The sequence below is a fragment of the Acinetobacter soli genome (genome assembly GCF_018139125.1).
GTDB lineage: Bacteria > Pseudomonadota > Gammaproteobacteria > Pseudomonadales > Moraxellaceae > Acinetobacter > Acinetobacter soli.
On sequence record NZ_CP073241.1, the window covers coordinates 2639637 to 2664091 of the forward strand.

Below are 24455 nucleotides of genomic sequence, written 5' to 3' on the forward strand. Positions count from 1 at the left end.
CAACCGTGTTGCAGTTTTATACGTGAACTGTGTCGTTAGATCAAATTTGTAAGGATTCAATACCTTTTCGATTGAATCGCAGTCATGGAGGATGATGTTTATCTTTATATTAACTCTGAAGGATTACGAGTTTCAGGTTTGAGCGCGACTTTCATCAGGGTTCGATGAATAAATCGTAATTTATCGAGTACCCCGTTAGATAGAGTAAACGGATAAGCATCGCCCAATCCCATACTTCGGTTTAGTGCATTGAGTGAGTAACTTAAAGCAAACCAGTTATTAATGGTATGCTCAAAGTCGACAGATCCAATCGGTGATTCTTTGAAGTGCATATCCGGATCGTTTTTACGATTGGCTTCGATACACAGACCTGAATGATAAGCCGTGTCTAGGGTATCCATCATATGTAAATAATGCGCCCATGTTTCAGCCCAGTCTTCCCATGGATGTGCACAGGCATAGCGACTGATATAAAACTCTTGCCAGTTCATGATTGGCCCGTTTTCATAATATTCTTGTAGCGCCTGACCATAGTCTAGTCGTTCATCGCCAAAGAAATAACGAAACTCTTCAAGCCAATCTGGATATAAATAGGTCATGACATCAAAGTAATAATGCCCACTTTCATGACGGAAATGTCCCAAAACGGTTCGATAGTTTTCGCCCATATCGAGTCGAGTTTTTTCACGATGAACCACATCGGCCTCACTGGCATTGAGGGTGATGGTGCCCATATGATGACCGGTCATCACGGGTTGGTTTGGCAAAGGCACTAAAAAATTAAATCTTAGACCATAACGATCCTGATCGTTTTTTTTGGGACGTGGAAAGATATTGAGTTGTTGAGTCAGATATAAAAAACGGCGTTTGGCTTGTTCAAGTCGATGCCAATACATCGTGCTGTTGTTAATGGATAAGTCGGGAATCGTATGCGTAAGCCGACACGATTCACAGTAAATATTTGGGTCATCTGCTGAAACCATCCAGTTACAGGCATGATGATGATGGTAGTTGTAGCAGGGTTTATATAACTCTCCTGCATCGTCTGGATTCAGGCTTTTCCACTTTAGTTCTTCAATTCGATCAAAAGTTCCAATCGTCTTGCGATTCACTTGATAGCCCAGCAACGCATTGCAGTTTTGACAAAAGGTATTGTTAAAAAATACCTGATGATGGCAATTGTGACAGTAGAAAACTTTCATAGGAATGATCTTTTATGACGGTGGAGAGCTGCTGGGCCTGATAAAGACAACAGTAGAAGACTTGATCAAGCTGATCAACCAATGCACATTACAGTTTCAATTATACGTGAAATTGTTGCCGATGAAATCATCTGAGCAAAGAATATGCTGGGCCATTTAATACTCGATTGAATAACATAATGATCGTAAAAGCCAGACGAGTGGCTTTGCCAAAGGTCTTTTTTTGTTACCGAAACACAGTGTATTTCCATACTCAAAGCGATAATGATAAGCATATAAGCCAGAAAGAATCTATAAATTCGATAGATGACAATAAGGAACCAGAATGACAACAAACTCCAAAAAACCAATCGAATATCCACTTTATGTGGCTGGAAAAGCCAGTAAAACTGGGCAATGGCTGGATGTTCATCATAAATATACCGGTGAGGTATATGCGCGTGTTGCAGTCGCTGATGCCAAGACCCTAGAAAAAGCGACTGTTGCAGCGGTACAAGCCGAAGCTGATATGGCAGCGCTTAACCCGTATCAAAAGCAGCAGATTTTACTGCATTGTGTGCGACGTTTTACGCAAGAAAAAGCGCTGCTGACTGATATTTTAATAGCAGAGGGAGGCAAACCACGCGCTGCAGCCGCTGCTGAGGTTGAGCGGTTGATCAATACCTTTCAACTGGCGGCCGATGCGACCACGCAAATGGATGCTGGCCGGGTGATGCCACTGGCTGTGACGCCTGTTGCGGCAGCTTATGAAGGCATGGTGAAGCATGTTCCTATTGGGGCTTTGTCGCTGATTAGTCCGTTTAACTTCCCACTGAACCTGACCGCACACAAGATTGCACCCGCCATTGTGGCAGGTTGTCCTTTTGTACTCAAACCAGCCAGTTTGACGCCTATTAGTGCCCTCAAGATTGCTGAAATCTTGGCTGAAACTGATCTGCCTCAAGGAGCGTGGTCGATACTGCCTTGTGAGCGCAGTGCGGCAGATATTTTGGTAACTGATGACCGTTTTAAAATGCTAAGTTTTACTGGTTCAGATCAGGTGGGATGGGATATGAAAGCCCGAGCTGGCCGTAAAAAGGTTACGCTTGAGCTTGGTGGCAATGCTGCGGTCATGATTGAGCCTGATACAGCGCTAACAGACGCTTTGATTGATCGTTTAATTGCGGGAGCATACGGTCAGTCAGGGCAGGTGTGTATTAGCGTACAGCGTATTTTGGTTCATAGTGATCTTTATGCCGAGCTGAAAAAGAAACTGCTGGCCAAAGTGAAAAAACTCAAAGCGGGTGATCCGGCACAGGAGTCGACAGTAGTTGGGCCAATGATCAAGGAAAAAGAAGCGGTTCGCTTAAAAAAATGGATAGACAAAGCAGAGAAAAAAGGCGCCAAAATTTTGGCAGGTGGCGAACTTAATGGTGTTTTATTTGAGGCGACGTTGTTAGAACAGGTGGATGAAAACCTCGAGATTTATAAAGATGAAGCTTTCGGGCCTGTTGCCATTTTAGAAAAATACAAAAATTTTGAGCAGGGAATTGCCAAAATAAATCGCAGTCGTTTTGGCTTACAAGCAGGTGTATACACTCAAAATCTAAATAAAATGCTGTATGCATGGGAGCATTTACAGGTGGGTGGGGTGATCATTAATGATATTCCCACTTTCAGGGTAGATAACATGCCTTATGGAGGCGTCAAAGATTCCGGTTTAGGGCGTGAAGGAATTCATTCCGCTGTTCGGGATATGCAAGAAGAGCGGCTATTAGTCATCAAAAACGGCTAAGCTTGAGTGTCCAACGCTGTACAAAAACTGTTCCACGTGGAACAGTTTTTTCTTTGAAATGGTGATATCTGTTAAGCCAGCCTGATCAACAGATCGACTCAAAACATATTTTTGCTTTAAAAATAGGCAAATCTGATTGAAATGATTATCCAGTTCATGAATCAATGCATCAAAAAAGAGAAAATCTTGATAAAAACAGGTATTGTTCAAGCATAAGAAAGACAAAAACCACATGAACCATCTTTAAGGAAGAAGGAACAGTTTTTTGTCTGTTTGGGGCATGTCGTGAAGCTTACCCAGCGAGGCTGCCATCAATACGTTCAAGATTTTACAGGTGGTATTTTTCTTGCAGTAATCAATAAAAATTTAAGCAAGAAAAACCAGGGAATTTATATTATGACTGATACTCGTGAAAACTGGTCCTCGCGATCAGGTTTTATTATTGCTGCGGTGGGGTCTGCCGTAGGCTTGGGCAACATCTGGCGTTTTCCTTATGTGGCCTACGAAAATGGCGGTGGTGCATTTTTAATTCCATATTTACTGGCACTGATTACCGCAGGTTTACCGCTGTTATTTCTCGATTATGCGGTGGGGCATCGCAGTAACAGTTCACCACCCAAAGCTTATCGTAAATTATTTAAAGGCGGCGAAACGCTGGGATGGTGGCAGGTCTGTGTCTGTATCGTAATTGGGCTGTACTACGCCAGTGTACTCACGTGGGCCGGTAGTTATATTTACTTCTCCGTCGGTCAAATGTGGGGCAGTAATCCAGAAGATTTTTTCTTCAATACTTATTTGCAAACCAGCAAAGCATCGGGGCTTGATCTGACTTTTGTGAGTCATTTGTTCTGGCCAATTCTGGGTATCTGGGCACTGACCTTGATTATTTTGTATGGTGGCGTGAAAAAGGGCGTAGAACTCTCCAATAAGATCTTTATGCCATTGCTCTTTGTTTTGTTTACCATTTTGGTGATTCAGTCCTTACGATTGCCGGGTGCTGTCGAAGGCTTGAATGCATTTTTTACCCCGAACTGGGCTGCCATGATGGACTATAAGGTCTGGCTCGCAGCTTATGGTCATACCTTTTTCTCACTTTCGGTGGGCTTTGGTATTATGGTGACGTATGCATCGTATTTAAAACCCAAAACCAACCTCACTGGATCGGGCCTGATTGTAGGTTTTGCCAATGCATCAACTGAAATTTTGGCTGGAATCGGGATTTTTGCGGCACTGGGCTTTATGGCGCATGCGGCAGGCAGTGAAGTCAAAGAGGTGGTCAGTGGCGGTATTGGACTAGCCTTTATTGCGTTTCCTAAAATTATTTCGAGCTTGGGTGCTGGCGCCGATCTTTTTGGTTTGCTGTTCTTCTCGTCTTTGTTTGTCGCCGGTATTTCCTCGATGGTCAGTATTTTGGAAGTTCCCATTGCAGCAATGCAAGACAAGCTAAAGTGGGGACGTAAAAAAGCCGTGACCATTATTGGTGGTGGCAGTGCGGTCGTGTCGATCTTTCTATTTTCAAGCGTTAATGCCATCAAGCTGGTCGATATTATTGATCATTTCATTAACAATATTGGCATTATCGGCGGTGCATTATTGTCGATTATTAGTGTTGCATGGTTTAAGCGTACTGCTCTCAAAGCGCTTCGTGATCACGTTAATCGCATCTCGACCATTCAATTAGGTAAAGGCTGGGATTTCACCTTAACTGTAATTACGTCGCTGATTTTGTTAACCACGCTCAGCATGACCGTATATAATTTAATCAAAAATGGCTATGATACTTATAGCGCAAGTTTGCTGGGCATCTTTGGTTGGGGCAGTGTGTTGTTCTGTGCTGTGATTGCTGTGGTACTTAGTAAAATGAAAGATCGCTAGGAGAGAACCAGTATGAATAAGTTTGCAATCATTATGATGATTATCTCCATGGTCTTTGTTTGGGGCGGGCTGATTTTGTCGATTCTTCATTTGATGAAGCATCCAGAAGAGCTCGATGATGTGCTTGAGGATGTCAATGATCAGCACACACTCTAAATAAAAGCGCCATAAAACAAATTGTAAATGAAAGTCATTATCAATTAAGATGATGGCTTTCTTGTTTTAGGATCAATAGCATATGACGGCACTATTGAGCTCCGAGGTTTTGATTGCATTTAGTGTGACCTTACTTGCAGGGCTCGCCACCCTCATAGGGGGAGCAATTGTGCTGTTCTTCAAGCAGCCCAGCTTTCGTCTGCTTTCTTTTGGTCTGGCCTTTTCTGCTGGTGCGATGATTTATATCTCACTCACAGAAATCCTGAATAAATCAATCCATGCGTTTAGCCAAGTTTTTGATGACAAGATCGGCTTTGCTTGGGGAACGGCTGCATTTTTGGCGGGTGTGGTTGGAGTATTGCTACTGGATCGATGGGTTCCTAACCCACATGATTTGGTCGAAAAAAATACGGCACAGCAGCTTGATCGGCGTCAATTGCAGCGGACCGGATTATTGACCATGCTGGCCATCACGGCACATAATTTTCCAGAGGGGCTGGCCACTTTTTTTGCAACCTTAGACAGTCCAATGCTTGGTGCACCTTTGGCAGTCGCCATCGCAATTCATAATATTCCTGAAGGGATTGCGATTGCCGTACCGGTATACATGGCCACCAACAAAAAGTCCTATGCGATCTTGGCCAGTCTACTCTCTGGTCTTGCCGAGCCAGTTGGTGCCGCACTCGGCTATTTCCTGTTAGCGCCCTACATGGGGGATTTGGTGTTTGGTATCGTTTTTGGACTGATTGCAGGCGTGATGGTGTATCTTGCACTGGATGAGCTTTTACCCACTGCCCAGCGCTATGGTCGAGGTCACGAAACAGTATATGGACTGGTTACAGGCATGGCGGTGCTGGCAGTGAGTCTGGTGTTGTTTAAATGGATCTGAGACACATCACACCGCCAGCTAATAAATCGCGTTATGCGATTTTTTTGATGAGGCAGTAATAAAATCCGTCACCTTGTCCAGAGGTCGGTAGCAGTTGGCGTCCGTAAGCTTGCTCAATCCCCCAGTCGGCCTCGATTTTAAGCTCCGATGCGTTGGCATGTTCTGCAAAGAAGGCCTGCATTTGTTGCTCATTTTCAGGTTTGAGGATGGAGCAGGTGATATAGAGTAACGTTCCGCCGACCTTCAGTTGAGGCCATAGATTTTTCAAAATCTGCTGCTGCAACGCTACGGTTTGTGCAATATCGGTCGATTGTCTGAGTAAGCGAATGTCGGGATGGCGACGTAATACACCAATCGCCGAACAAGGGGCGTCCAGTACAATACAATCTAATGTGTCAGGCGCCTGCCATGTGGTGGCATCTGCGGCAAGAATCTCAAGTCTTGAGGCATCTAACTGTAAGCGCGAAATATTTTCACTGACACGCAGTAAACGTTTGGCATCATGATCCAGCGCAATCAGCTGCTCAGGTTTAAATGCCTCAAGCAGATGCGCCGTTTTACCGCCCGGTGCCGCGCAAGCATCCAGCACGATTTTCTGGTCTAGATCGTGCAACAAACTGGCGCATAGCTGTGCATGTTCATCTTGTACCGAAAACCAACCTTGTTGATAGCCCGGCAGCTCGGTGATTTGAACTGACTGCTCGATCACAATACCTACATCCGACCATGCACAGGCTCTGGCTTGTATCGACTGTGCTTGCAGTTTGAGCAGATAAGCATGGCGTCCGATCTGGCGCTGGTTAATGCGTAAGGTCAGCGGTGCGGTGTGTTTAAGCTGTTGGCAGAGATCATCGAGTTGTGCTGGCCAGTCTCTTTTTAATCGTTTGTACAACCAGCTTGGTAAGCCATGTGCCTGTTGTAGCTGGCTTTGAAATGCATCTGTTTCACGAGTAGCACGTCGTAAGATGGCATTCACAATCCCGCTTAAGGCATGAAAGCCCAGTTGCTTGGTGGCTGTGACGGTTTCAGAAATAGCAGCATGTGCCGGAATACGGGTACACAGCACTTGGTATAGCCCCAGATACAAACAGCTTTCGACCGTTTCGTTATTAAGGGGTTTGGTCAATAGGGGCAGGGTAATGGCTTTTAAGGCAAACCACTGACGCAACGTACCCAAGACCAGTTCGTGAAACAAGGCGCGATCACGATCCGGAATGTCATTGAGCTGCTGATGCAAAATCCCCGAGAGTGACTGACCTTGCTGCACTTTGAGTAGGGTGCTGACCACTTGGGCACGTAAATTGAGGTCTGTACTTGGACGCGGAAACTGTTTCATGCAAGTACCTGCCCAACATTAAGTTTTTGTGTCTGTGCAATCTGTACAGGATTTAATGCTTTGCCCCCTGGCCATTGTAATGCTTTAAGACAAACCACGCCTGTACCACAGCACACATGCACGCCCTGTTTGTCGATGGCAATAATTTGCCCTGCTTGGGTGTCTGCTGCACTCAGGGTTGAAACAGCCGATTGCCACACCCGAAGATTATTTTGATCATCGAGTGGAATAAACGCGACAGGCCATGGGTTAAATGCCCTGATATTTCGATCGATCTGAATGGCATCTTGTGTCCAGTCAATTCGAGCTTCGGTTTTGGTCAGCTTGTGGGCATAAACGGTTTGCTCTTCGTTTTGTACTTCACGCTCGGCCAGTAGTTTTTGTAATTGCTGCTCAGATTCAAGCACCGTGCAAATGGCCTCTGCGCCTTGTTCGGCCAGCTTTTCATATAAGTGGGCAGAGGTGTCGGTGTCTAGAATAGGGCAGTGTGTTTTTAGCAACATATCGCCAGTATCTAGTCCTGCCGCCATTTTCATGATGGTCACGCCTGTCTCAGGGTCACCTGCGGCAATGGCACGCTGAATCGGAGCTGCTCCACGCCAGCGTGGCAACAATGAGCCGTGAATATTGAGACAACCGTATTTTGGCGTATCTAACACCACTTGGGGTAAAATCAAACCATAGGCAGCAACCACCATTACATCGGCATTTAAAGCGGCCAGTTCGGCTTGGGCGCTTTTGCCCTCGTCAGTCGAAGACTTGAAATGCAAGGGCTGATACACCGGCAAATGATGCGTTAAGGCCAGTTGTTTGACCGGTGAGGGCGTTAATTTTTGCCCGCGACCTGCTTTACGGTCAGGCTGGGTATAGACAGCAACAATTTCGTGCGATGTTTGCAGCAAAGCGTCTAATGCAGATGCAGCAAAGTCAGGGGTGCCAGCAAAAATAATCTTCACACAGACATTCCAAAATAAACATGTGCACCAGTATAAGCCAAAACCCCGCTAAGCGCGAAAAAGCGCATTATTCTCGATACGATCCGTACTCAAAACTTATCAGCCATACAAAAATTTATAAAATAAAATCAAAGTCATAAAAATAGATTATGAATTACCAAAAAATTATTCATTTCACTTTGCCGTGTGTAACAAGATTTAATAGCGTTTTTTCGTTATTGTATTCAGTGACGGGCGAAAAAAACAGCACAACACCAATGAGGTGATACCCGCGTAGCGACAGGACCTTGCCTCAGCCACGGAGAAAAACGCATGAGTAATGACAAAATACGCCAGCATTCGGCACCGGTTTATGACGGGATCGAAAATGCACCTGCACGCTCGATGATGCGTGCAGTCGGATTTAAGGATGACGACTTTACCCGTCCCTTTATTGGCATCGCATCGACTTGGGCCAATGTCACGCCGTGCAACATGCATATCGATGGCTTGGCACGTGAAGTTGAGCAAGGGATAAACCAAGCCAACGGCAAAGGTATTATTTTTAATACCATTACCATTTCCGACGGTATTTCAAACGGAACCGAAGGCATGAAATATTCCTTGGTATCGCGTGAGATCATTGCCGACTCGATTGAGGCTGTGATTGGTTGTCAGGGCTATGACGGGGTGATTGCCATTGGTGGCTGCGACAAAAACATGCCGGGCTGTATCATGGGACTGGCGCGCTTAAACCGTCCCGGCCTGTTTATTTATGGTGGCACCATTCAACCGGGTCAGGGGCATACCGACATGATTTCGGTGTTTGAAGCGGTGGGACAGTATGCCAAAGGTGAAATCAATGCCATTCAGGTCAAGCACATCGAAGAAGTGGCGCTGCCTGGTCCTGGCTCGTGTGGCGGTATGTACACTGCCAACACGATGGCCTCTGCCATTGAAGCTTTGGGTATGAGTTTACCGGGTTCTTCAGCACAAGATGCTATTTCAGAAGATAAACGTCAGGACTGTCATCGTGCTGGCGAGGCGGTGATGAATCTGCTACGCCTCAATATTCGTCCGCGCGACATCATGACCAAAGCTGCCTTTGAAAACTCGATTAAGGTGGTGATTGCACTGGGCGGATCGACCAACGCAGTATTGCATTTGATTGCGATGGCACATAGCGCAGGTGTGCATTTAGATTTAGACGATTTTGTTCGTATTGGTAAAGAAACGCCGGTGGTGGCCGATTTACGTCCGTCAGGCAAATACCTGATGTCTGAGCTGATCAAAATTGGTGGCATCCAGCCGTTGATGAAACGCATGCTACAACAGGGTATGTTAGATGGCAGCTGCTTAACCGTAACGGGTAAAACACTGGCCGAAAACTTGGCCGAAGTAGAAGATTATCCAGCGGGTCAGGACATTATTTTGCCTTTTGATCAGCCTATCAAAAAAGATTCACACTTGGTGGTGCTCAAAGGTAACTTGTCACCAACCGGTGCTGTCGCCAAAATTACTGGTAAAGAAGGTTTGTATTTTGAAGGTCCGGCCCGCGTGTTTGAGGGTGAAGAAGGCGCGATGCGTGGTATTTTAGAAGGCGAGGTTCAAGAAGGCGAAGTGGTGGTAATTCGTGGCGAAGGCCCTAAAGGCGGCCCGGGTATGCGCGAAATGCTCAAACCTACCTCTGCCATCATTGGCAAAGGCCTAGGGCAGTCGGTGGCACTGTTAACCGATGGTCGTTTTTCTGGTGGAAGTCATGGCTTTGTCATTGGTCATGTCACGCCTGAAGCCTATGACGGCGGACCTATTGGTTTGGTTAAAAATGGTGATAAAATTTCCATCAATGCAGAAACACGTGAGATCACCTTACATATCTCTAACGATGAGATGGACTCACGTCGTGCACAATGGCAAAAGCCACGACCGAAATATACCAGCGGGGCTTTGGCGAAATTTGCAAAACTTGCAGTGGGTGCGGACAAAGGTGCAGTTACCGATCTAAATCTTGATCTATAATTGATCATATTGTCCCTAAATTGTTATGAACCCTTGTATGATTACAGGGGTTTATTGTTCGAGGCGCTATACATGTCACTGTTAAGACGTTGGTTTGATCCGATTCGGTCGAGTTGGTTTTATCAAAAACCTTCGCGTCAGGCGGTTTTACCAACCGATCAAGGATTGCAGATTTATCTGCGTCTAGACGATGTCTACAGTTATCTTGCCGTACAACAGCTGAATCATCTTGATGATATTTTAAGCGACGAACTTAAGCCGCTCAAAGTCATTATTTCGCGCGAAGCCGCCGCGCCGCCAAATAGTATGTCGCATGCCGACTGGCAAAATTATTGTTTGAACGACGCCAAAATTTTGGCTCGGCAGCATCGTTTTAGCTTTGATGAAACACCAGAACTTCCCACACCTGAATCTTTGCAACAAGCCGAAGTAATTTTGCGCAATACCCCGCTGACTGGTAAAGATTTTTTGTACTTGCTTGAAGATGTATTTCATATGCTGTGGCAGCAGCAATATGGCAAGCTACGAACCTTATATACCATGGCCAGTCAGCAGCATAGCCCGCAAAACTTTCCAGAACGAATTTTTAAAGATGTACCAGTGGCAGCAAGTTTCTTTGAATTTGGTGGCCGTAACTACCACGCAGTAGATGATTTACTCCGACTGGCCCGTCGTTTGCGTCAGCAAAAACTTTTGACCGGTGCACCGCTTTTTCTGATCAATCATATTGAATGGCGTGAGCATCTGATCAATGATGCTGAAGAATTGGCTCAGATTCAGGCACTCAAACCCGAGCTAGATCTGTTTATTGCGCTTGAAGATCCGATCAGCTGGTTATTACTGGCTTATATTCGTGAAGAATTGGCCAATTACTACGACATCAAGCTCAATGTGTATCCACTGCCGTATCAGGGGCGTGACTGGTTTGACTGGAGTCTGGCCACTCGTTTATCTAAACGGACTGAAGTGGCATTCACGCCGTTTTGCCGTCCGACAGAGGCTGCAACGCACAATATGGCCCAGCTGTATTATAGTGTGCCCGAAGAGCAGCAGATCGAGACCATTCATTGTATTTTAGAAGCAGTCTGGACCAAAGGACGCGACCTGTCTTTTAAGGCACACTTTGAAGCCTTGCGTCAGCAGTTGCGTATTGACAGCTTATTGCCAGAAGATGAAGTATTGCAGCGCTTAAACTACAATGATCAGGCCTGTATTGCACATCATCAACCCGATTTTCCGGTACTGGCCTTACGTATTGATGGACAGCAATATGTGTTTAACAGCTTGTATCGTGTCTGGCTGATTGAAAGTATTTTTAGTCATGTACTGGAGCAGCAGTATAGACACGACGCGGTTGTATCATTCGCCCAATCATCTGGCGCATCAAAAAATGAATTGTGATGCGCTTTTTAAGCATGTCGCATTGAATGAGACCAGCACAAACAGATTGATTACCTAAAACTACACAGCCGCTGTAAAAGTTTATTTTTTATTCAAATTATTCATGTTTATAATAGCTTGCAATTTTCTTATGCATGGCTGCTGATGGGTCGTCATGCATAAGAAAATTGGAGGATGTTATGTCGACTCAAAACAAGTATGCCGAAAAACAACATCGAATCGTCATTGTTGGCGGCGGTGCAGGAGGATTGGAGCTGGCCACGCGTTTGGGTAACCAGCTGGGAAAAAGGAATAAAGCCGAGATTATTTTGGTTGATGCTGCCCTCACGCATATCTGGAAACCCTTGCTGCATGAAGTTGCGGCCGGCACACTCAATTCTTACGAAGACGAGTTAAATTATTTTGCCCATGCCAGCCAGCATCACTTTGAGTTTTTTCTGGGGCGCATGATTGATATTGACCGTAAAGACAAAACGATTTTATTGGCAGCGCTTCAAGATGAAGACGGTAAAGAAGTTGCGCCAGAACGCAGTATTGCCTACGACACCCTTGTGGTTGCCATTGGTTCGACCTCCAATGATTTTGGCACTGTAGGTGCCAAAGAGCACTGTATTTTTCTCGATTCCCGACCTCAGGCCGATCGTTTTCAGCGCGAATTTTTAAGTTTGTATTTAGAGGCGCAGGCTAAAAATCTGGTACAACATCATCACAAGCAACTCAATATTGCAATTATTGGGGCGGGTGCAACTGGCGTAGAGCTGGCAGCAGAATTACACCATGCAGCCAATCAGTTTTCCAAATATGGCCTAAACAGTATCGACCCTAAAGATGTCAAAATCAGCCTAATCGAAGCGGCACCTCGCGTTTTGCCTGCCTTACCCAAACGGGTATCACACGATGCCGAAGCCACACTGCGTGAGATTGGTGTGCAGGTGATCAAAAATTGTCGAGTGGTCGAGATTGATGCACATACGGTCTACTGCGAAGATGAAATCGAGATTCCTGCCACCTTAAAAGTCTGGTCTGCCGGCATCAAAGCGCCCGATTTTTTGCAAGGAATTGGTGGTTTGGAAACCAACCGAATTAATCAACTGGTGGTCAATGCCAGCTTGCAAAGCTCACTCGATGAAGACATTTTTGCCATGGGAGATTGTGCCTGTTACATTCCCGCAGGTGCAGAGCGCCCAGTTCCGCCGCGTGCACAGGTGGCCAATCAGCAAGCTATCTTTTTAGCCAAAGCCATGGCGCTGCGTTTAGAAGGTAAATCACTGGGTAGCTTTGAGTTTAAAGACAAAGGCTCCTTGGTGTCGTTGAGCGATCAGAGTACCGTGGGCAATATCTTGGGTAATATTAATGTCGATGGTCTGTTTGCCCGCATGATGTATATCTCGCTGTATCGTTTTCATCAGGTGGCTTTGCATGGGGTATTCAAGACCAGTTTAATGATCATCAAAGACTTGCTCTCAAAAGGTTCTTCACCACAGCTTAAATTGCACTAACTCCATCTGCTGCTCACCTCTGTTTTAGAGCCTCAATCTTTGCTTGAGGCTCACTTCTAAAATCAAGCATCGTGATGCCACCTGTATTGAATTAGCATGATTCATATATTAGGGAGGAAATGAAACGATGGACATGCTGTTACTGGTGATTGCGGTTTTTATCTTTGCGGGGCTGGTCAAGGGCACGTTGGGGCTTGGCTTGCCGACCGTCGCCATGGGCCTAATGAGCATGGTGATTTCGCCGTTTCAGGCCGCGGCACTCTTAATCGTTCCCTCCATGATCACCAACATATGGCAACTCTTTGCCGAAGGTAAAGTCTGGGCACTGATTCAGCGTTTTTGGTCGTTATTGTTGGGTATTGTACTCGGGACGTGCTGGAGCTTTTTACCTACTTTAAGTGCATCCTCTGGAAAAACCAGTGAAATGCTGTTGGGTGGTATGTTAATTGCCTATGGTGGATTTGGACTCTTTGTCAAACAACTTCCCGATCTTTCGCGCCATGCGGGTTGGTTGTCACCGATTGTGGGATATATCGGCGGTGCGCTGATTGTCTCTACCGGGGTGATTATTATTCCGGCTGTACCATACTTGCAATCGCTTCGGTTAAAGCGTGATGAACTGGTGCAGTCGCTTGGATTGGTATTTACCTTTTCTACCATTTGTCTGGCGATTTATTTATACCTTTACACAGGTGCCTCCAGTGTCGTGGATTATCGACTGGCATGGCTTGCGGTATTGCCTGCATTGCTGGGTATGTGGTGGGGACAAAAAATCCGCTACAAAATTGCCGAAGAAAAATTCCGTCGCCTGTTTTTTGTGGGGCTGATGCTGCTGGGGCTGTATATGCTGGGTTCGCCTTTAACATAATTGCAGCTTGGGAGCTGCGGGCCGATGCGTCAATAAAAAATCGGTAAAGTCACGATACATCGTTGAGAGCTGCGTAAAGTCGCGTGCCACAATGAGTAATTTCCGATTGGCCCATGCACCGCTCAGTGGCAACAGGGCCAAGGCGTGGCTCTCTTTTAAACGGCTTGCTGCACGCGCTGGCATAATCGCCACACCCGCACCTGCGGCCACCACTTCGGCAATGGCAGTAAAATTTGGTAGGCGTAAACGGTAATCGATGTGAATACCAAGCGCACGTGCCTGAATATCGATTGAACGCTGTAAGGAGTGATGCGTACTTAATCCGATCATACTCTCGCTAAACACCGCCGGTAAATTGAGCGGATGCTGGCGAGTAAACTGATGCGTAGCTGGGCATATCAACACCAAAGGATCATGGACAAAATCTTGAGTTTGTAAATATTCAGTCTGGGAGAAGCTTGAGACCAGCCCCAATTGTGCGCGTCCCTGTTCGAGTGCCTGAATAATCTCAGAGCTTTCTGCCTCGTGCAATTCAATACTGATCGTAGGGTGCTTGAGCAAAAACATTGGCAGTAATGTCGGCAGATATTCACTTTGTGCCGATGAGTTACACCATAAGTGAAGTCGCTGCTGGGGTTCAGCGCGAAAGCGGTTCATGTCTTGTTCTAACAATTGAGCTTGCTGCAACAGCACACGGGCATGATCTAAAACGCGTTGCCCCGCAGGAGTCAGTTCGACACCAGTTCGATGCCGCGTAAATAGGGCACTACCGAAATAGTGTTCTAATTTACGAATACGTTCGCTGGCAGCTTGCAAGGAGAGCGCTGCCCGCTCAGCACCGTGAGTCAGGCTGCCTGTATCGACGACATGTAAAAACAAGCGAAGGTCAACAAAATCGTAGCGCATGGCAACGTTCAATCCTTGAGTGAGCCAGCTTATCATACTGAAAATGATGCATGCTCGCAGCGTAAAGGCATAAAAAAAGCAGCCCTAAGGCTGCTGATCGTATCTAGATGCTTTAACTTTTGTCTTTCAGGCTAAAAAATAAATTCAGCAAGATGGCGGCAAATGTCGCCGTACCAATACCGCCCAGATTAAAACTGCCAAAGGTCAGTTCAAAATTACCGGCACCTAAAATAATGGTCACCGCGGCCACAATCAAATTTTTGTTGTTGCCAAAATTGACCTTGTTTTCAATCCAGATTTTGGCACCGGCAATGGTAATTAAGCCAAATACCACAATCGATGCACCGGTCAGAACGGCGGTCGGAATTGTACTGATCACGGCACCAAATTTGGGTGACAGCCCTAAAAACATGGCAAATACACCCGCAATCACAAAGACGATGGTCGAGTACACGCGTGTAACCGCCATGACACCGATATTTTCGCCATAGGTGGTCATGCCGGGTGCGCCCACACTGCCAGAAAGACTGGTCGCAATTCCGTCTGCCACAAAAGCCTTGCCTAAATGTGGCGTCAGGTTTTCACCAGTCATGGCACCGACAGCTTTAATATGTCCCAGATTTTCGGCCACCAAAATCAGTGCCACTGGCGCAATAATCAGCATGGCATTGGTTTGAAAGGTGGGAGCACTAAAACTCGGTAGACCAAACCATGCCGCCGTAGCGATTTGACCAAAATCAATGGCCTTACCCAAGCCCAGTCCGTTGGTCACGATGGCATAGATCAGGTAAGACATCAGTAGTCCAATCAAGAGCAGTAAACGCTGTAATAGCCCCCGAGTAAACACAGCAATGGTTCCCATACACAGTACGGTAATCAGTGCCATCCACATATCAAAGGGATGCCCGGCAACTGCTTTAACGGTAACAGGTGCTAAATTCAGGCCGATAATCATCACCACGGCACCAGTCACCACAGGTGGCATGAGTTTTTCAATCCAGCGCGTACCAGTCAGCATGACCAAAAAGCCAATTGCAGCATAGACCACACCACAGGCGACAATACCACCCAGTGCAACCGATAAATTGGCATTGGCACCTGAACCTGTCACATGACCCGTAGCCGCCGCCACGACTCCAATAAAGGCAAAGCTTGAACCGAGATAGCTCGGCACCCGGCCGCCGGTCATCAGAAAAAATAAAATGGTACAAATACCAGACATTAAAATGGCCAGATTTGGATCGAATCCCATCAAAAGGGGAGCTAGCACCGTCGCACCAAACATGGCGAATGCATGCTGGATGCCCAGTACCGCGCTTTGAACAGGAGGGAGATATTCGTTGGTTGCGACTGGTCGATGATCGATCTGACCGCTGTACGCCTTCCATTTTGGAAACCAGCTGGACATAAAATAGGCTCAAATAATCCAATTGGAGCACATCATACCCTGTCTGGCGATGAGTTATAATTACTCGTTGATGACCTTATGTGTTCAAAATCATAGATTTATTTTTATTATTTACCAAACGGTAAAGATAATTTAGTATGAAATCAAGGTATTGATTTACTTAAACTATACATTATAAAAAGTTGAACCATTGTTAAAAAAACGTTTTTTTCATATGAATGAATCGGCGGCAAGCCTGTACTCACCGCCGATAATGAATAGATTTCAGCGATTAGCCTGTATTACGCAGACCCGCTGCAATTCCGGCGATACTCACCATCAGTGCGTGATCGACAGGTGTATGATCGGCGTTGGTTTTTGCCGTGTATTCACGACGCCGTTTCATCAGTTCTGCCTGAAGTAAATGCAATGGCAACAGGTAGGGTTTACGTACCTGCATGGCTTGATCCAGTACATCATTTTTACTGAGCAGCTTCGATTCACCTTTCATGGTCAATAAGGTCTGAACGGCATCGTTCAAACGTGCGCGCAGCATTTCGCCCAGTACCTTAAGCTCATCATCATGAGTAAGATGCGATTCGTAATACAACGCGACATTGGCATCGGCTTTGGAGAGAACCATCTCCAGCATATCGATCAGGGTTTGGAAGTACGGCCATTCTACCAGCATTTCGTCGAGCAGCGGCTTTTTGTTTTCATCAATCACTTGATTAATGGCTGCACCGGTGCCGAGCCAAGCTGGCAACATGAGTCGAATTTGCGTCCATGCAAATACCCAAGGAATGGCACGTAACGATTCGATTCCGCCGCTTACTTTACGTTTGGCCGGTCGTGAACCCAATGGCAACATTTGCAGTTCAAGCTCAGGCGTCACGGTTCTCAAGTACTGTACAAAATGAGGATTTTCACGCACGGTTTCGCGATATACGCGAACTGAAATGTCCGTCATCTGATGCATCAGCTCACGCCACTCTGCCTTCGGTACGGGTGGTGGCAGTAAGGTCGCTTCAAGGGTTGCTGCGGTATACACTTCAAGGTTTTGTAACGCAACGCCTTCTAGACCAAATTTGAAGCGGATCATCTCACCCTGTTCAGTCACACGAATGGCTCCAGAAATAGAGCCGGGTGGTTGTGAAAACAGGGCCTGCTGTGTTGGCGCCCCGCCACGGCTAATCGAGCCGCCACGACCATGAAATAAGGTGAGCTGTACATTGTGCGCCTTGGCCACAGCCGTCAGTTCTTCCTGCGCACGATACTGTGCCCAGTTGGCCGACATAAAGCCTGCGTCCTTGGCAGAGTCGGAGTAACCGATCATGACTTCATGTTTGCCCTGAATGTGCTGCTTGTACCAGTCCATATTAAACAGCGTTTCCATGGTCTTGGCTGCGCCGTCTAGATCTTTTAAGGTTTCAAACAGTGGTACCACACGAAGCGGATGCAAAATACCGGCTTCTTTTTGCAGAAGCAAAACGGCTAGGACATCGCTTGGATATTCGGCCATGGAAATAATATATGCACCCAAACTTTCTGGCGGCTGCTCGGCCAGTGTACGCATGGTGGCAAACACTTCTTTGACATCTGGATGTTCAATCAGGCTGCCTTCTGGTTCTTTAAGATATTTAGGCAGAAGTGGGCGTTTGCTTTGCAATTCCTGAATCAGAAAGTTTTGACGGGCTTGCTCAGTCCAAGATTCGAAATTACCCAAGCCTAAATATTCGGTAATGGCGGAAATCGCCTGACGATGACGCCCCGATTCCTGACGAATATCCAGTTTAAGCAGTTCGATACCAAAGCAGTTTACGCGGTAAATAAAATCGAGCAGCTTGCCATTGGCCAGTTCCGGTAAGTTACAGGCGATCAGTGAACGATGACACAACAGCAACGGTTCAAGTAATTCCTGTTTGTGGCGGATAATCTGACTGTCATCGCCATCTAGACCTTGCAAGCGTAGCGACAACCAGTGACGTGTAGCTTTCAGGCGTTCACGCGTGGTACGTAAGTATTCACGGTATGGCTCGGGATGACTACGACCCAGCGCAAGGCTTAATTCTTCAGAACAGGCCTGAATCGAGAGTTCCCAGCGTAAACTTTCGATATCACGCAGATACAGATCGGCCGCTTGCCAACGCGACAGCCACAACACTTCTTGCGTGACCGTGTGTGTGACATTCGGATTGCCGTCACGGTCGCCACCCATCCATGAGGCAAAACGAATTGGAGAAATATCAAGTGGTAAAGTCGCGTTGCAGTGCTGATGCACCAGTGTATTTAGTTCTCGAACAAATTTAGGTACCGCGTTCCACAAGGTTTGTTCAATGGTGGTAAAACCCCATTTGGCTTCATCGAGTGGGGTTGGCTTGTTTTGACGAATTTCATCGGTCTGCCATGCCGAACAGATCAAATGCTTCAGGTTGGTGAGCACTTGCTCACGCTCTTGCGGGGTCAGCTTTTGCTGATCGAGTTTTGACAGGGCATCATTGATATCGTCATATTTTTGAATCAGGGTGCGTCGGCTGACTTCGGTCGGATGCGCAGTCAGTACCAATTCAATATTCAGCTCACATACCTGATCAAACAGTTGTTGCGGGGTGATGTGGTTGTGCTGAAATTTCTCAAACAGGCGAATTAGTGGATTAGGTGAAGGGGCATGTGCATCAAACTCGCTTTGACGACGGCTACGAACCACATGGTATTGTTCTGCAATATTGGCAAAATTCAAAAAATAGGAAAACGCGCGGGTCAGCGGTAAGATTTCCTCGTCCTTTAAATTTAAAAATAACTTTTCTAATTGCTTTTCAACTTTCGCTTGACCGTCACGTGCACCTTTGGCGAGTGCACGAATTTGTTCAATCTGATTAAACAAATCTTGTCCTGCGTGTTGTTTGAGTGTTTCGCCCAGTAAATTTCCCAGTAAGCGTACATCCTCACGCAGTGGAGCATCAATTTGTTGAATCATTCTAGTTCTCCTGTTCTTCTACTATATTCACTTTCAACCACCTGAATATACGCCGATTAGCAAACATTCCAAGTCGTTATATGAAAAAAAATGCATTTTTTACCGTGTATTAAGCAAAAAAGGTGCGTTGCTATACAAATGTTTCGTGATGTAGAAAAACAAAATCAATTGACCAGATCGCCAGCATTTAAGGGCTGTATTTGAGCATGAAAATCTCGATAGCATATTGAATGCTGAGCTCAAGCTCATCAGGCGTAGGAGGCATTTCTATGCCAAGCAAGACATTTTGGTGACGTAAACCCAGTAATAACGACAAGATCAATTCGGTCTGGCGCAGTGGATCATCGGCTTGAATCAACCCGAGTTTGCTGGCTTGCTCAAAAAAGTGAGTCAGCATGTTGCAGAGTCTTTGATGTGATGCTGCAAAAAACTGTTTTACCAATGGGCTTTTTTCTGCTGCAAGTTCATACAGCACATGATCAAGCTTGAGTGCTTCGGGTAAATAAATGGTGTGGAGCGCACACCGGCTAATACTCGCCAGTTGTTGCTTGAAATCGGATTGGGGCTGTAACTGAAATGTGTCGGCAGAAATGTAGGTTTCACAGCTTTCTTCAATGGCGCAGACAAACAGATTGGCTTTATCTTGAAAATGATTATAGACCGTCAATTTAGTCACACCTGCCATCTGTGCAATCTGATTCATACCGGCATGATGATAACCCTGTTTTAAAAAGATATTTTTTGCTGCTTCCAGAATACGTTGTCGTTTCTCAAGATCTTTTGGTCTTCCAGAATTTTGCACATTAAACCTCAATAAAATTTTTGAAAAACAAAGCAATAACGTTTATTTTTTAATTAATGTACTTATGGGTATATTAATTAAAAAATAAACAATTTAAGATAATCGCATATTGTGCCTTAAAAATAAATTTGAAAAGAGTACTGGGATCATGAACAGAGCACACATTGGCCTTTCGGGCTTGATCATTTTATGCAGTGTCACGTTGTTGGGGTGTCAGAAAGAAAAAACAGTCAATCAAGACATTCCCTTGGTGATGGTGACTAAACCGAGCAGCAGCGCACAAGCACAACACAGTTATGCGGGGCAAGTTGAAGCCCGCCAGCAAACGGCGTTGTCGTTTCGGGTTGCGGGTCAGATTACCGAACGTGATGTGGATGTGGGGGATCGCGTTCGTGCTGGCCAGATACTGGCCAAACTCGATGTCAAGGATGCGCAGTTACAGCTCAATGCAGCACAGGCACAATTTGATAATGCCAGTGCGGCAGCACAGGTTGCCAGCGACGAACTAAAGCGCTATCAACAGTTACTGCCGATTAATGCGGTGAGTCGTTCCCAGTTTGATGCAATTAAAAATCAATATACCGCGGCACAAGCAAGTTTAAAGCAGGCCCGTTCGAATCTGGATGTTGCAGCCAATCAAACCCGTTATAACCAGCTACGGGCGACTCAGGCAGGCGTTATTACTGCGCGAGAAATCGAAGTTGGGCAGGTGGTAAGCGCAGGGCAGACAGTTTATCAGCTTGCGATCGATGGTGATCGTGAAGTGGTGATTGGCGTACCCGAGCAACTGATCAGTACGCTAAAAATTGGTCAGTCTGCCAGTGTGCGCTTGTGGTCAAGCTCGGAAAATGTTTATCCGGCATATGTTCGGGAAATTTCGCCCGCAGCTGACGCAACACGAACTTTTCGTGTCAAGGTGGCATTTTCACAGGCACAACCGAGTATTCAACTGGGGCAAAGTGCGCGGGTGTTTTTGAGTGAGCCGACTCAGACCTCATTGAGTGTTCCGCTCAGTAGTGTCTCGGCGACGCACCAGCAGCCCTATGTATGGGTTGTACAAGCCAATCATACGCTCAAGAAAGTTCCGGTTCGCTTAGGGGATTACGGCCGTGAACAGGTCAGCATACTGTCAGGGCTTCAGCCATCCGATTGGGTGGTGGTGGGCGGTGTGCATTTATTGCGTGAGCAGCAAAAAATTCGTCCGATCGACCGAAATAACCGTGCTGTCAACCTTCAAGCGAGGGCTGCAACATGAATTTTAACCTGTCTGAATGGTCACTGAAAAATAAAGCCTTGGTGCTGTATTTTATGCTGCTTTTGATGGTGGTGGGGGTGTATTCGTATACCCAACTTTCGCAAAGCGAAGATCCACCTTTTACTTTTAAAGTGATGGTGGTGCAGACCTACTGGCCGGGGGCTACGGCCAAAGAGGTGGCAGAGCAAGTCACCGACCGGATTGAAAAAGAACTCATGACCACAGGTCAATATGACCGGATTTCATCATATTCGCGTCCGGGTGAGTCGATGGTCACTTTCTTTGCCAAAGACACGTACACCTCTGCCGATATCCCGGATATTTGGTATAACGTACGCAAAAAAGTGAGCGATATTCAGCATGAGCTTCCCGTTGGTGTGCAGGGGCCTTTTTTTAACGATGAATTTGGCGATACCTTTGGCAATATTTATGTTTTGACCGGGAAAGATTTTGATTATGCGCTTCTTAAAGCCTATGCCGACCGTTTGCAGCTTGAACTACAGCGCGTACCCGATGTTGCCAAAGTAGAACTGATTGGCCTGCAAGACCAAAAAATCTGGATTGAACTGTCCAATACCAAAATGGCGCAGCTCGGTGTACCCGTCAGTGCCATTCAGCAGGCCTTACAGCAGCAAAACAATATGGTCAGTGCCGGGTTTTTTGAAACCCCCTCCGACCGGATGCAGGTGCGTCTGACCGGGAAGCTGAGTTCGGTTGAAGATCTAAAGCAATTGCCGATTTTAGTCGGTGATAAAACCATTCGACTCAGTGATGTCGCCGAGGTGTATCGTGGCTTTAGTGAACCGGCACAGCCGCGGATGCGCTTTATGGGAGACAATGGCATTGGTATTGCGGTATCGATGCGTAAAGGCGGCGACATCATTGCTTTGGGGAAGAAACTGCAACAGACTTTTTCTCATTTGCAAAAAACTTTACCTTTGGGCATGACCTTAAGCAAGGTCTCAGATCAGCCAGTGGCGGTTCAGCACAGTATTCGAGAGTTTATTCAGGTACTGGCAGAAGCGGTTATTATTGTGCTGTTGGTCAGTTTCTTCTCTTTAGGATTCCGAACCGGACTGGTGGTGGCGTTTTCCATTCCACTGGTCTTGGCCATGACCTTTGCAGGCATGCATCTGTTTGATGTGGGCCTGCACAAAATTTCACTAGGCGCGCTCATCTTGGCGCTGGGCCTACTGGTCGATGATGCCATCATTGCGGTGGAGATGATGGCGATTAAAATGGAACAGGGCTACAGCCGGCTCAAGGCCGCGGGCTTCGCATGGAAAACCACCGCATTTCCAATGCTTACAGGTACCCTGATTACTGCCGCGGGCTTTTTACCCATTGCTACAGCCAGTTCAAGTACTGGCGAATATACCCGATCCATTTTTCAGGTGGTGACCATTGCCCTGGTGGTGTCATGGATTGCAGCGGTGGTCTTTGTGCCGTACTTAGGTGAAAAGCTGCTGCCCGATTTTAGCCATACGCCACAGCGCGCGCCGTGGTATCAGCGTCTTTGGGCGAAACTGCGCAAACAGCCCGAACCTCAGCCTGTGCCTTATGATCATGGGCATGATCCCTATCAAACGCGTTTTTATCAGGCTTTTCGTCATGCCGTCGATACCTGCGTGAGCTACCGGAAAACCGTGATCGTGGTGACGGTTGGACTGTTTGTCGGGGCTGTTTTGCTATTTAAATTAGTGCCACAGCAGTTTTTTCCGCCCTCTAATCGCGCCGAAATTTTGGTCGATATCAAACTAGAAGAAGGCGCGTCTTTAACCGCCACCGAGCAGGCGGCAAAAAAAGTCGAGCAGTTTTTGGCGAAACAATCCGGCATCGATAATTATGTGGCCTATGTCGGTACAGGGTCACCACGCTTTTATCTACCACTCGATCAACAGCTTCCACAGGCCAGTTTTGCCCAGTTTGTGGTGCTGGCTTCGTCACTTGAAAACCGCAATCAGATTCGCCATTCACTTGAGCGAGAGATTAAATTGTTACTGCCATACGCCAGAACGCGAGTGTCGTTACTTGAAAATGGCCCACCCGTGGGCTATCCCATCCAGTATCGTGTTTCGGGAGAAGATCAGGATCTGGTACGTGACTGGGCACAAAAAGTAGCACAGACGGTAAGTCAAAATCCGAATGCCAGTAACGTACATCTGGATTGGGGTGAACCGAGTAAACGCATTCAACTTGAAATTGATCAGGAACGCGCGCGTCAATTGGGAATTAGCAATACTGATTTGGCCAACTTCTTAAATAGCTCGCTGACAGGCAGCGTGATTGATCAATATCGCGAAAAAACCGAACTGATCGAAATCCGTTTACGCGGTGATCAGAACGAACGTGCTGATGTGGCCTCACTGGGCAGTCTGGCGGTGCCGACCAGTAGCGGTCAGAGTGTACCGCTTGGGCAAATTGCCAAAATCAATGCCACATTTGAAGATGGGATTATCTGGCACCGAGATCGATTGCCCACCATTACGGTTCGTGCCGATGTTCGCACCGATTTACAGCCTGCTACGGTGGTGTCTGAGTTGCAAAGCTCGATTGATCAGTTGCGCAGTCAGTTGCCGAGCGGTTATTTAATCGATGTCGGCGGTGCGGTCGAGGAGTCTTCTAAAGGCCAGGCATCGGTCAATGCTGGCATGCCGCTATTTTTAGGCGTAGTGCTGACGTTGCTGATGCTACAGCTTCGAAGTATCTCGCGAACCCTGATGGTGTTTTTGACTGCACCGCTGGGCTTGATTGGTGTGAGCTTGTTTTTATTGCTGTTCAATAAACCTTTTGGTTTTGTGGCGATGCTGGGCACCATTGCGCTTTCAGGCATGATCATGCGTAATTCACTGATCTTGATTGATCAGATCGAGCAGGATATTGCAGCCGGGCATGATCCATGGACGGCCATTATCGATGCGACCGTACGCCGATTCCGACCGATTTTACTGACGGCGCTGGCTGCGGTCTTGGCCATGATTCCGTTATCGCGCAGTATTTTCTTTGGTCCTATGGCGGTTGCCATTATGGGGGGATTGATCGTGGCGACCTTTTTGACTTTATTTTTCTTGCCAGCACTGTATGCAGCATGGTTTAAGGTTAAAAAAACGCCAACTTTGTCATAATTTTTTGCGAATAAAAGGTGCGAAATAGTGAAAAGTCAAATATAGTAGC

17 protein-coding genes are annotated in these 24455 nt (G+C 46.6%); 10 read left to right on the plus strand and 7 right to left on the minus strand.

Annotation, left to right across the window (positions count from 1 at the left end; all coding sequences use genetic code 11):
* Positions 1 to 104 precede the first annotated feature (104 nt).
* Positions 105 to 1202, minus strand: a complete 1098-nt coding sequence (locus KCV09_RS12150; RefSeq protein WP_004944564.1) for a zinc-binding metallopeptidase family protein — start codon at positions 1200 to 1202, stop codon at positions 105 to 107.
* Positions 1203 to 1527: 325 nt separating this feature from the next.
* Here KCV09_RS12150 and KCV09_RS12155 point away from each other — a divergent pair, with 325 nt between their 5' ends.
* From KCV09_RS12155 to zupT, 4 genes are all read left to right on the plus strand, one after another.
* Entirely contained in the window at positions 1528 to 2976 is a 1449-nt protein-coding gene (locus KCV09_RS12155) for an aldehyde dehydrogenase family protein (protein WP_151815237.1), read from the plus strand.
* Between the two features lie 396 nt (positions 2977 to 3372).
* Positions 3373 to 4851, plus strand: coding sequence for a sodium-dependent transporter (locus KCV09_RS12160; protein ID WP_004944572.1), 1479 nt, complete (start codon positions 3373 to 3375; stop codon positions 4849 to 4851).
* A 12-nt stretch (positions 4852 to 4863) separates the two neighbouring features.
* Positions 4864 to 5007: a methionine/alanine import family NSS transporter small subunit gene (locus tag KCV09_RS12165; RefSeq protein ID WP_212515215.1), complete on the plus strand. Its 144-nt coding sequence runs from the start codon at positions 4864 to 4866 to the stop codon at positions 5005 to 5007.
* An 82-nt stretch (positions 5008 to 5089) separates the two neighbouring features.
* On the plus strand, positions 5090 to 5896 hold the full coding sequence (zupT, locus tag KCV09_RS12170; protein WP_004944576.1) for a zinc transporter ZupT: 807 nt from the start codon (positions 5090 to 5092) through the stop codon (positions 5894 to 5896).
* Between the two features lie 31 nt (positions 5897 to 5927).
* Here the strand turns inward: zupT and rsmB are convergent, their stop codons facing one another.
* A complete protein-coding gene (gene rsmB, locus KCV09_RS12175) occupies positions 5928 to 7232 on the minus strand; it encodes a 16S rRNA (cytosine(967)-C(5))-methyltransferase RsmB (protein ID WP_212515216.1) in 1305 nt (434 codons plus the stop codon).
* Positions 7229 to 8188, minus strand: a complete 960-nt coding sequence (fmt, locus tag KCV09_RS12180; protein WP_111812402.1) for a methionyl-tRNA formyltransferase — start codon at positions 8186 to 8188, stop codon at positions 7229 to 7231. Before fmt ends, rsmB begins: the two co-directional genes overlap by 4 nt.
* A gap of 312 nt (positions 8189 to 8500) precedes the next feature.
* Between fmt and ilvD the strand changes: the two genes are divergently transcribed.
* The 4 genes from ilvD to KCV09_RS12200 all read left to right on the plus strand — a co-directional run bounded on the left by ilvD (position 8501) and on the right by KCV09_RS12200 (position 13954).
* Positions 8501 to 10186, plus strand: coding sequence for a dihydroxy-acid dehydratase (gene ilvD / locus KCV09_RS12185; protein ID WP_119690666.1), 1686 nt, complete (start codon positions 8501 to 8503; stop codon positions 10184 to 10186).
* 72 nt (positions 10187 to 10258) lie between these two features.
* Entirely contained in the window at positions 10259 to 11587 is a 1329-nt protein-coding gene (locus tag KCV09_RS12190; RefSeq protein ID WP_212515217.1) for a hypothetical protein, read from the plus strand.
* A gap of 179 nt (positions 11588 to 11766) precedes the next feature.
* Positions 11767 to 13086, plus strand: a complete 1320-nt coding sequence (locus KCV09_RS12195; protein ID WP_004944591.1) for an NAD(P)/FAD-dependent oxidoreductase — start codon at positions 11767 to 11769, stop codon at positions 13084 to 13086.
* A gap of 127 nt (positions 13087 to 13213) precedes the next feature.
* Complete coding sequence (locus KCV09_RS12200; protein WP_104124038.1) at positions 13214 to 13954, plus strand: sulfite exporter TauE/SafE family protein; 741 nt, start codon at positions 13214 to 13216, stop codon at positions 13952 to 13954.
* Here KCV09_RS12200 and KCV09_RS12205 read toward each other — a convergent pair.
* From KCV09_RS12205 to KCV09_RS12220, 4 genes are all read right to left on the minus strand, one after another.
* A complete protein-coding gene (locus KCV09_RS12205; RefSeq protein WP_055415572.1) occupies positions 13946 to 14860 on the minus strand; it encodes a LysR family transcriptional regulator in 915 nt (304 codons plus the stop codon). The genes KCV09_RS12200 and KCV09_RS12205 overlap by 9 nt on opposite strands.
* Positions 14861 to 14972: 112 nt before the next feature.
* Positions 14973 to 16268 carry a solute carrier family 23 protein gene (locus tag KCV09_RS12210; protein WP_004933573.1) on the minus strand — a complete coding sequence of 432 codons (1296 nt, stop codon included), beginning with the start codon at positions 16266 to 16268 and terminating at the stop codon, positions 14973 to 14975.
* A gap of 271 nt (positions 16269 to 16539) precedes the next feature.
* Entirely contained in the window at positions 16540 to 19224 is a 2685-nt protein-coding gene (ppc, locus tag KCV09_RS12215; protein WP_151815231.1) for a phosphoenolpyruvate carboxylase, read from the minus strand.
* A 187-nt stretch (positions 19225 to 19411) separates the two neighbouring features.
* Positions 19412 to 20026 carry a TetR/AcrR family transcriptional regulator gene (locus tag KCV09_RS12220; RefSeq protein WP_004944601.1) on the minus strand — a complete coding sequence of 205 codons (615 nt, stop codon included), beginning with the start codon at positions 20024 to 20026 and terminating at the stop codon, positions 19412 to 19414.
* Positions 20027 to 20174: 148 nt separating this feature from the next.
* Between KCV09_RS12220 and KCV09_RS12225 the strand changes: the two genes are divergently transcribed.
* Positions 20175 to 21281: an efflux RND transporter periplasmic adaptor subunit gene (locus KCV09_RS12225; RefSeq protein ID WP_212515218.1), complete on the plus strand. Its 1107-nt coding sequence runs from the start codon at positions 20175 to 20177 to the stop codon at positions 21279 to 21281.
* The gene (locus KCV09_RS12230) at positions 21278 to 24406 is read left to right on the plus strand and encodes an efflux RND transporter permease subunit (RefSeq protein ID WP_151815229.1); all 3129 of its coding nucleotides are present in this window, start codon (positions 21278 to 21280) and stop codon (positions 24404 to 24406) included. The genes KCV09_RS12225 and KCV09_RS12230 overlap by 4 nt, the downstream gene beginning before the upstream one ends.
* Positions 24407 to 24455 lie beyond the last annotated feature (49 nt).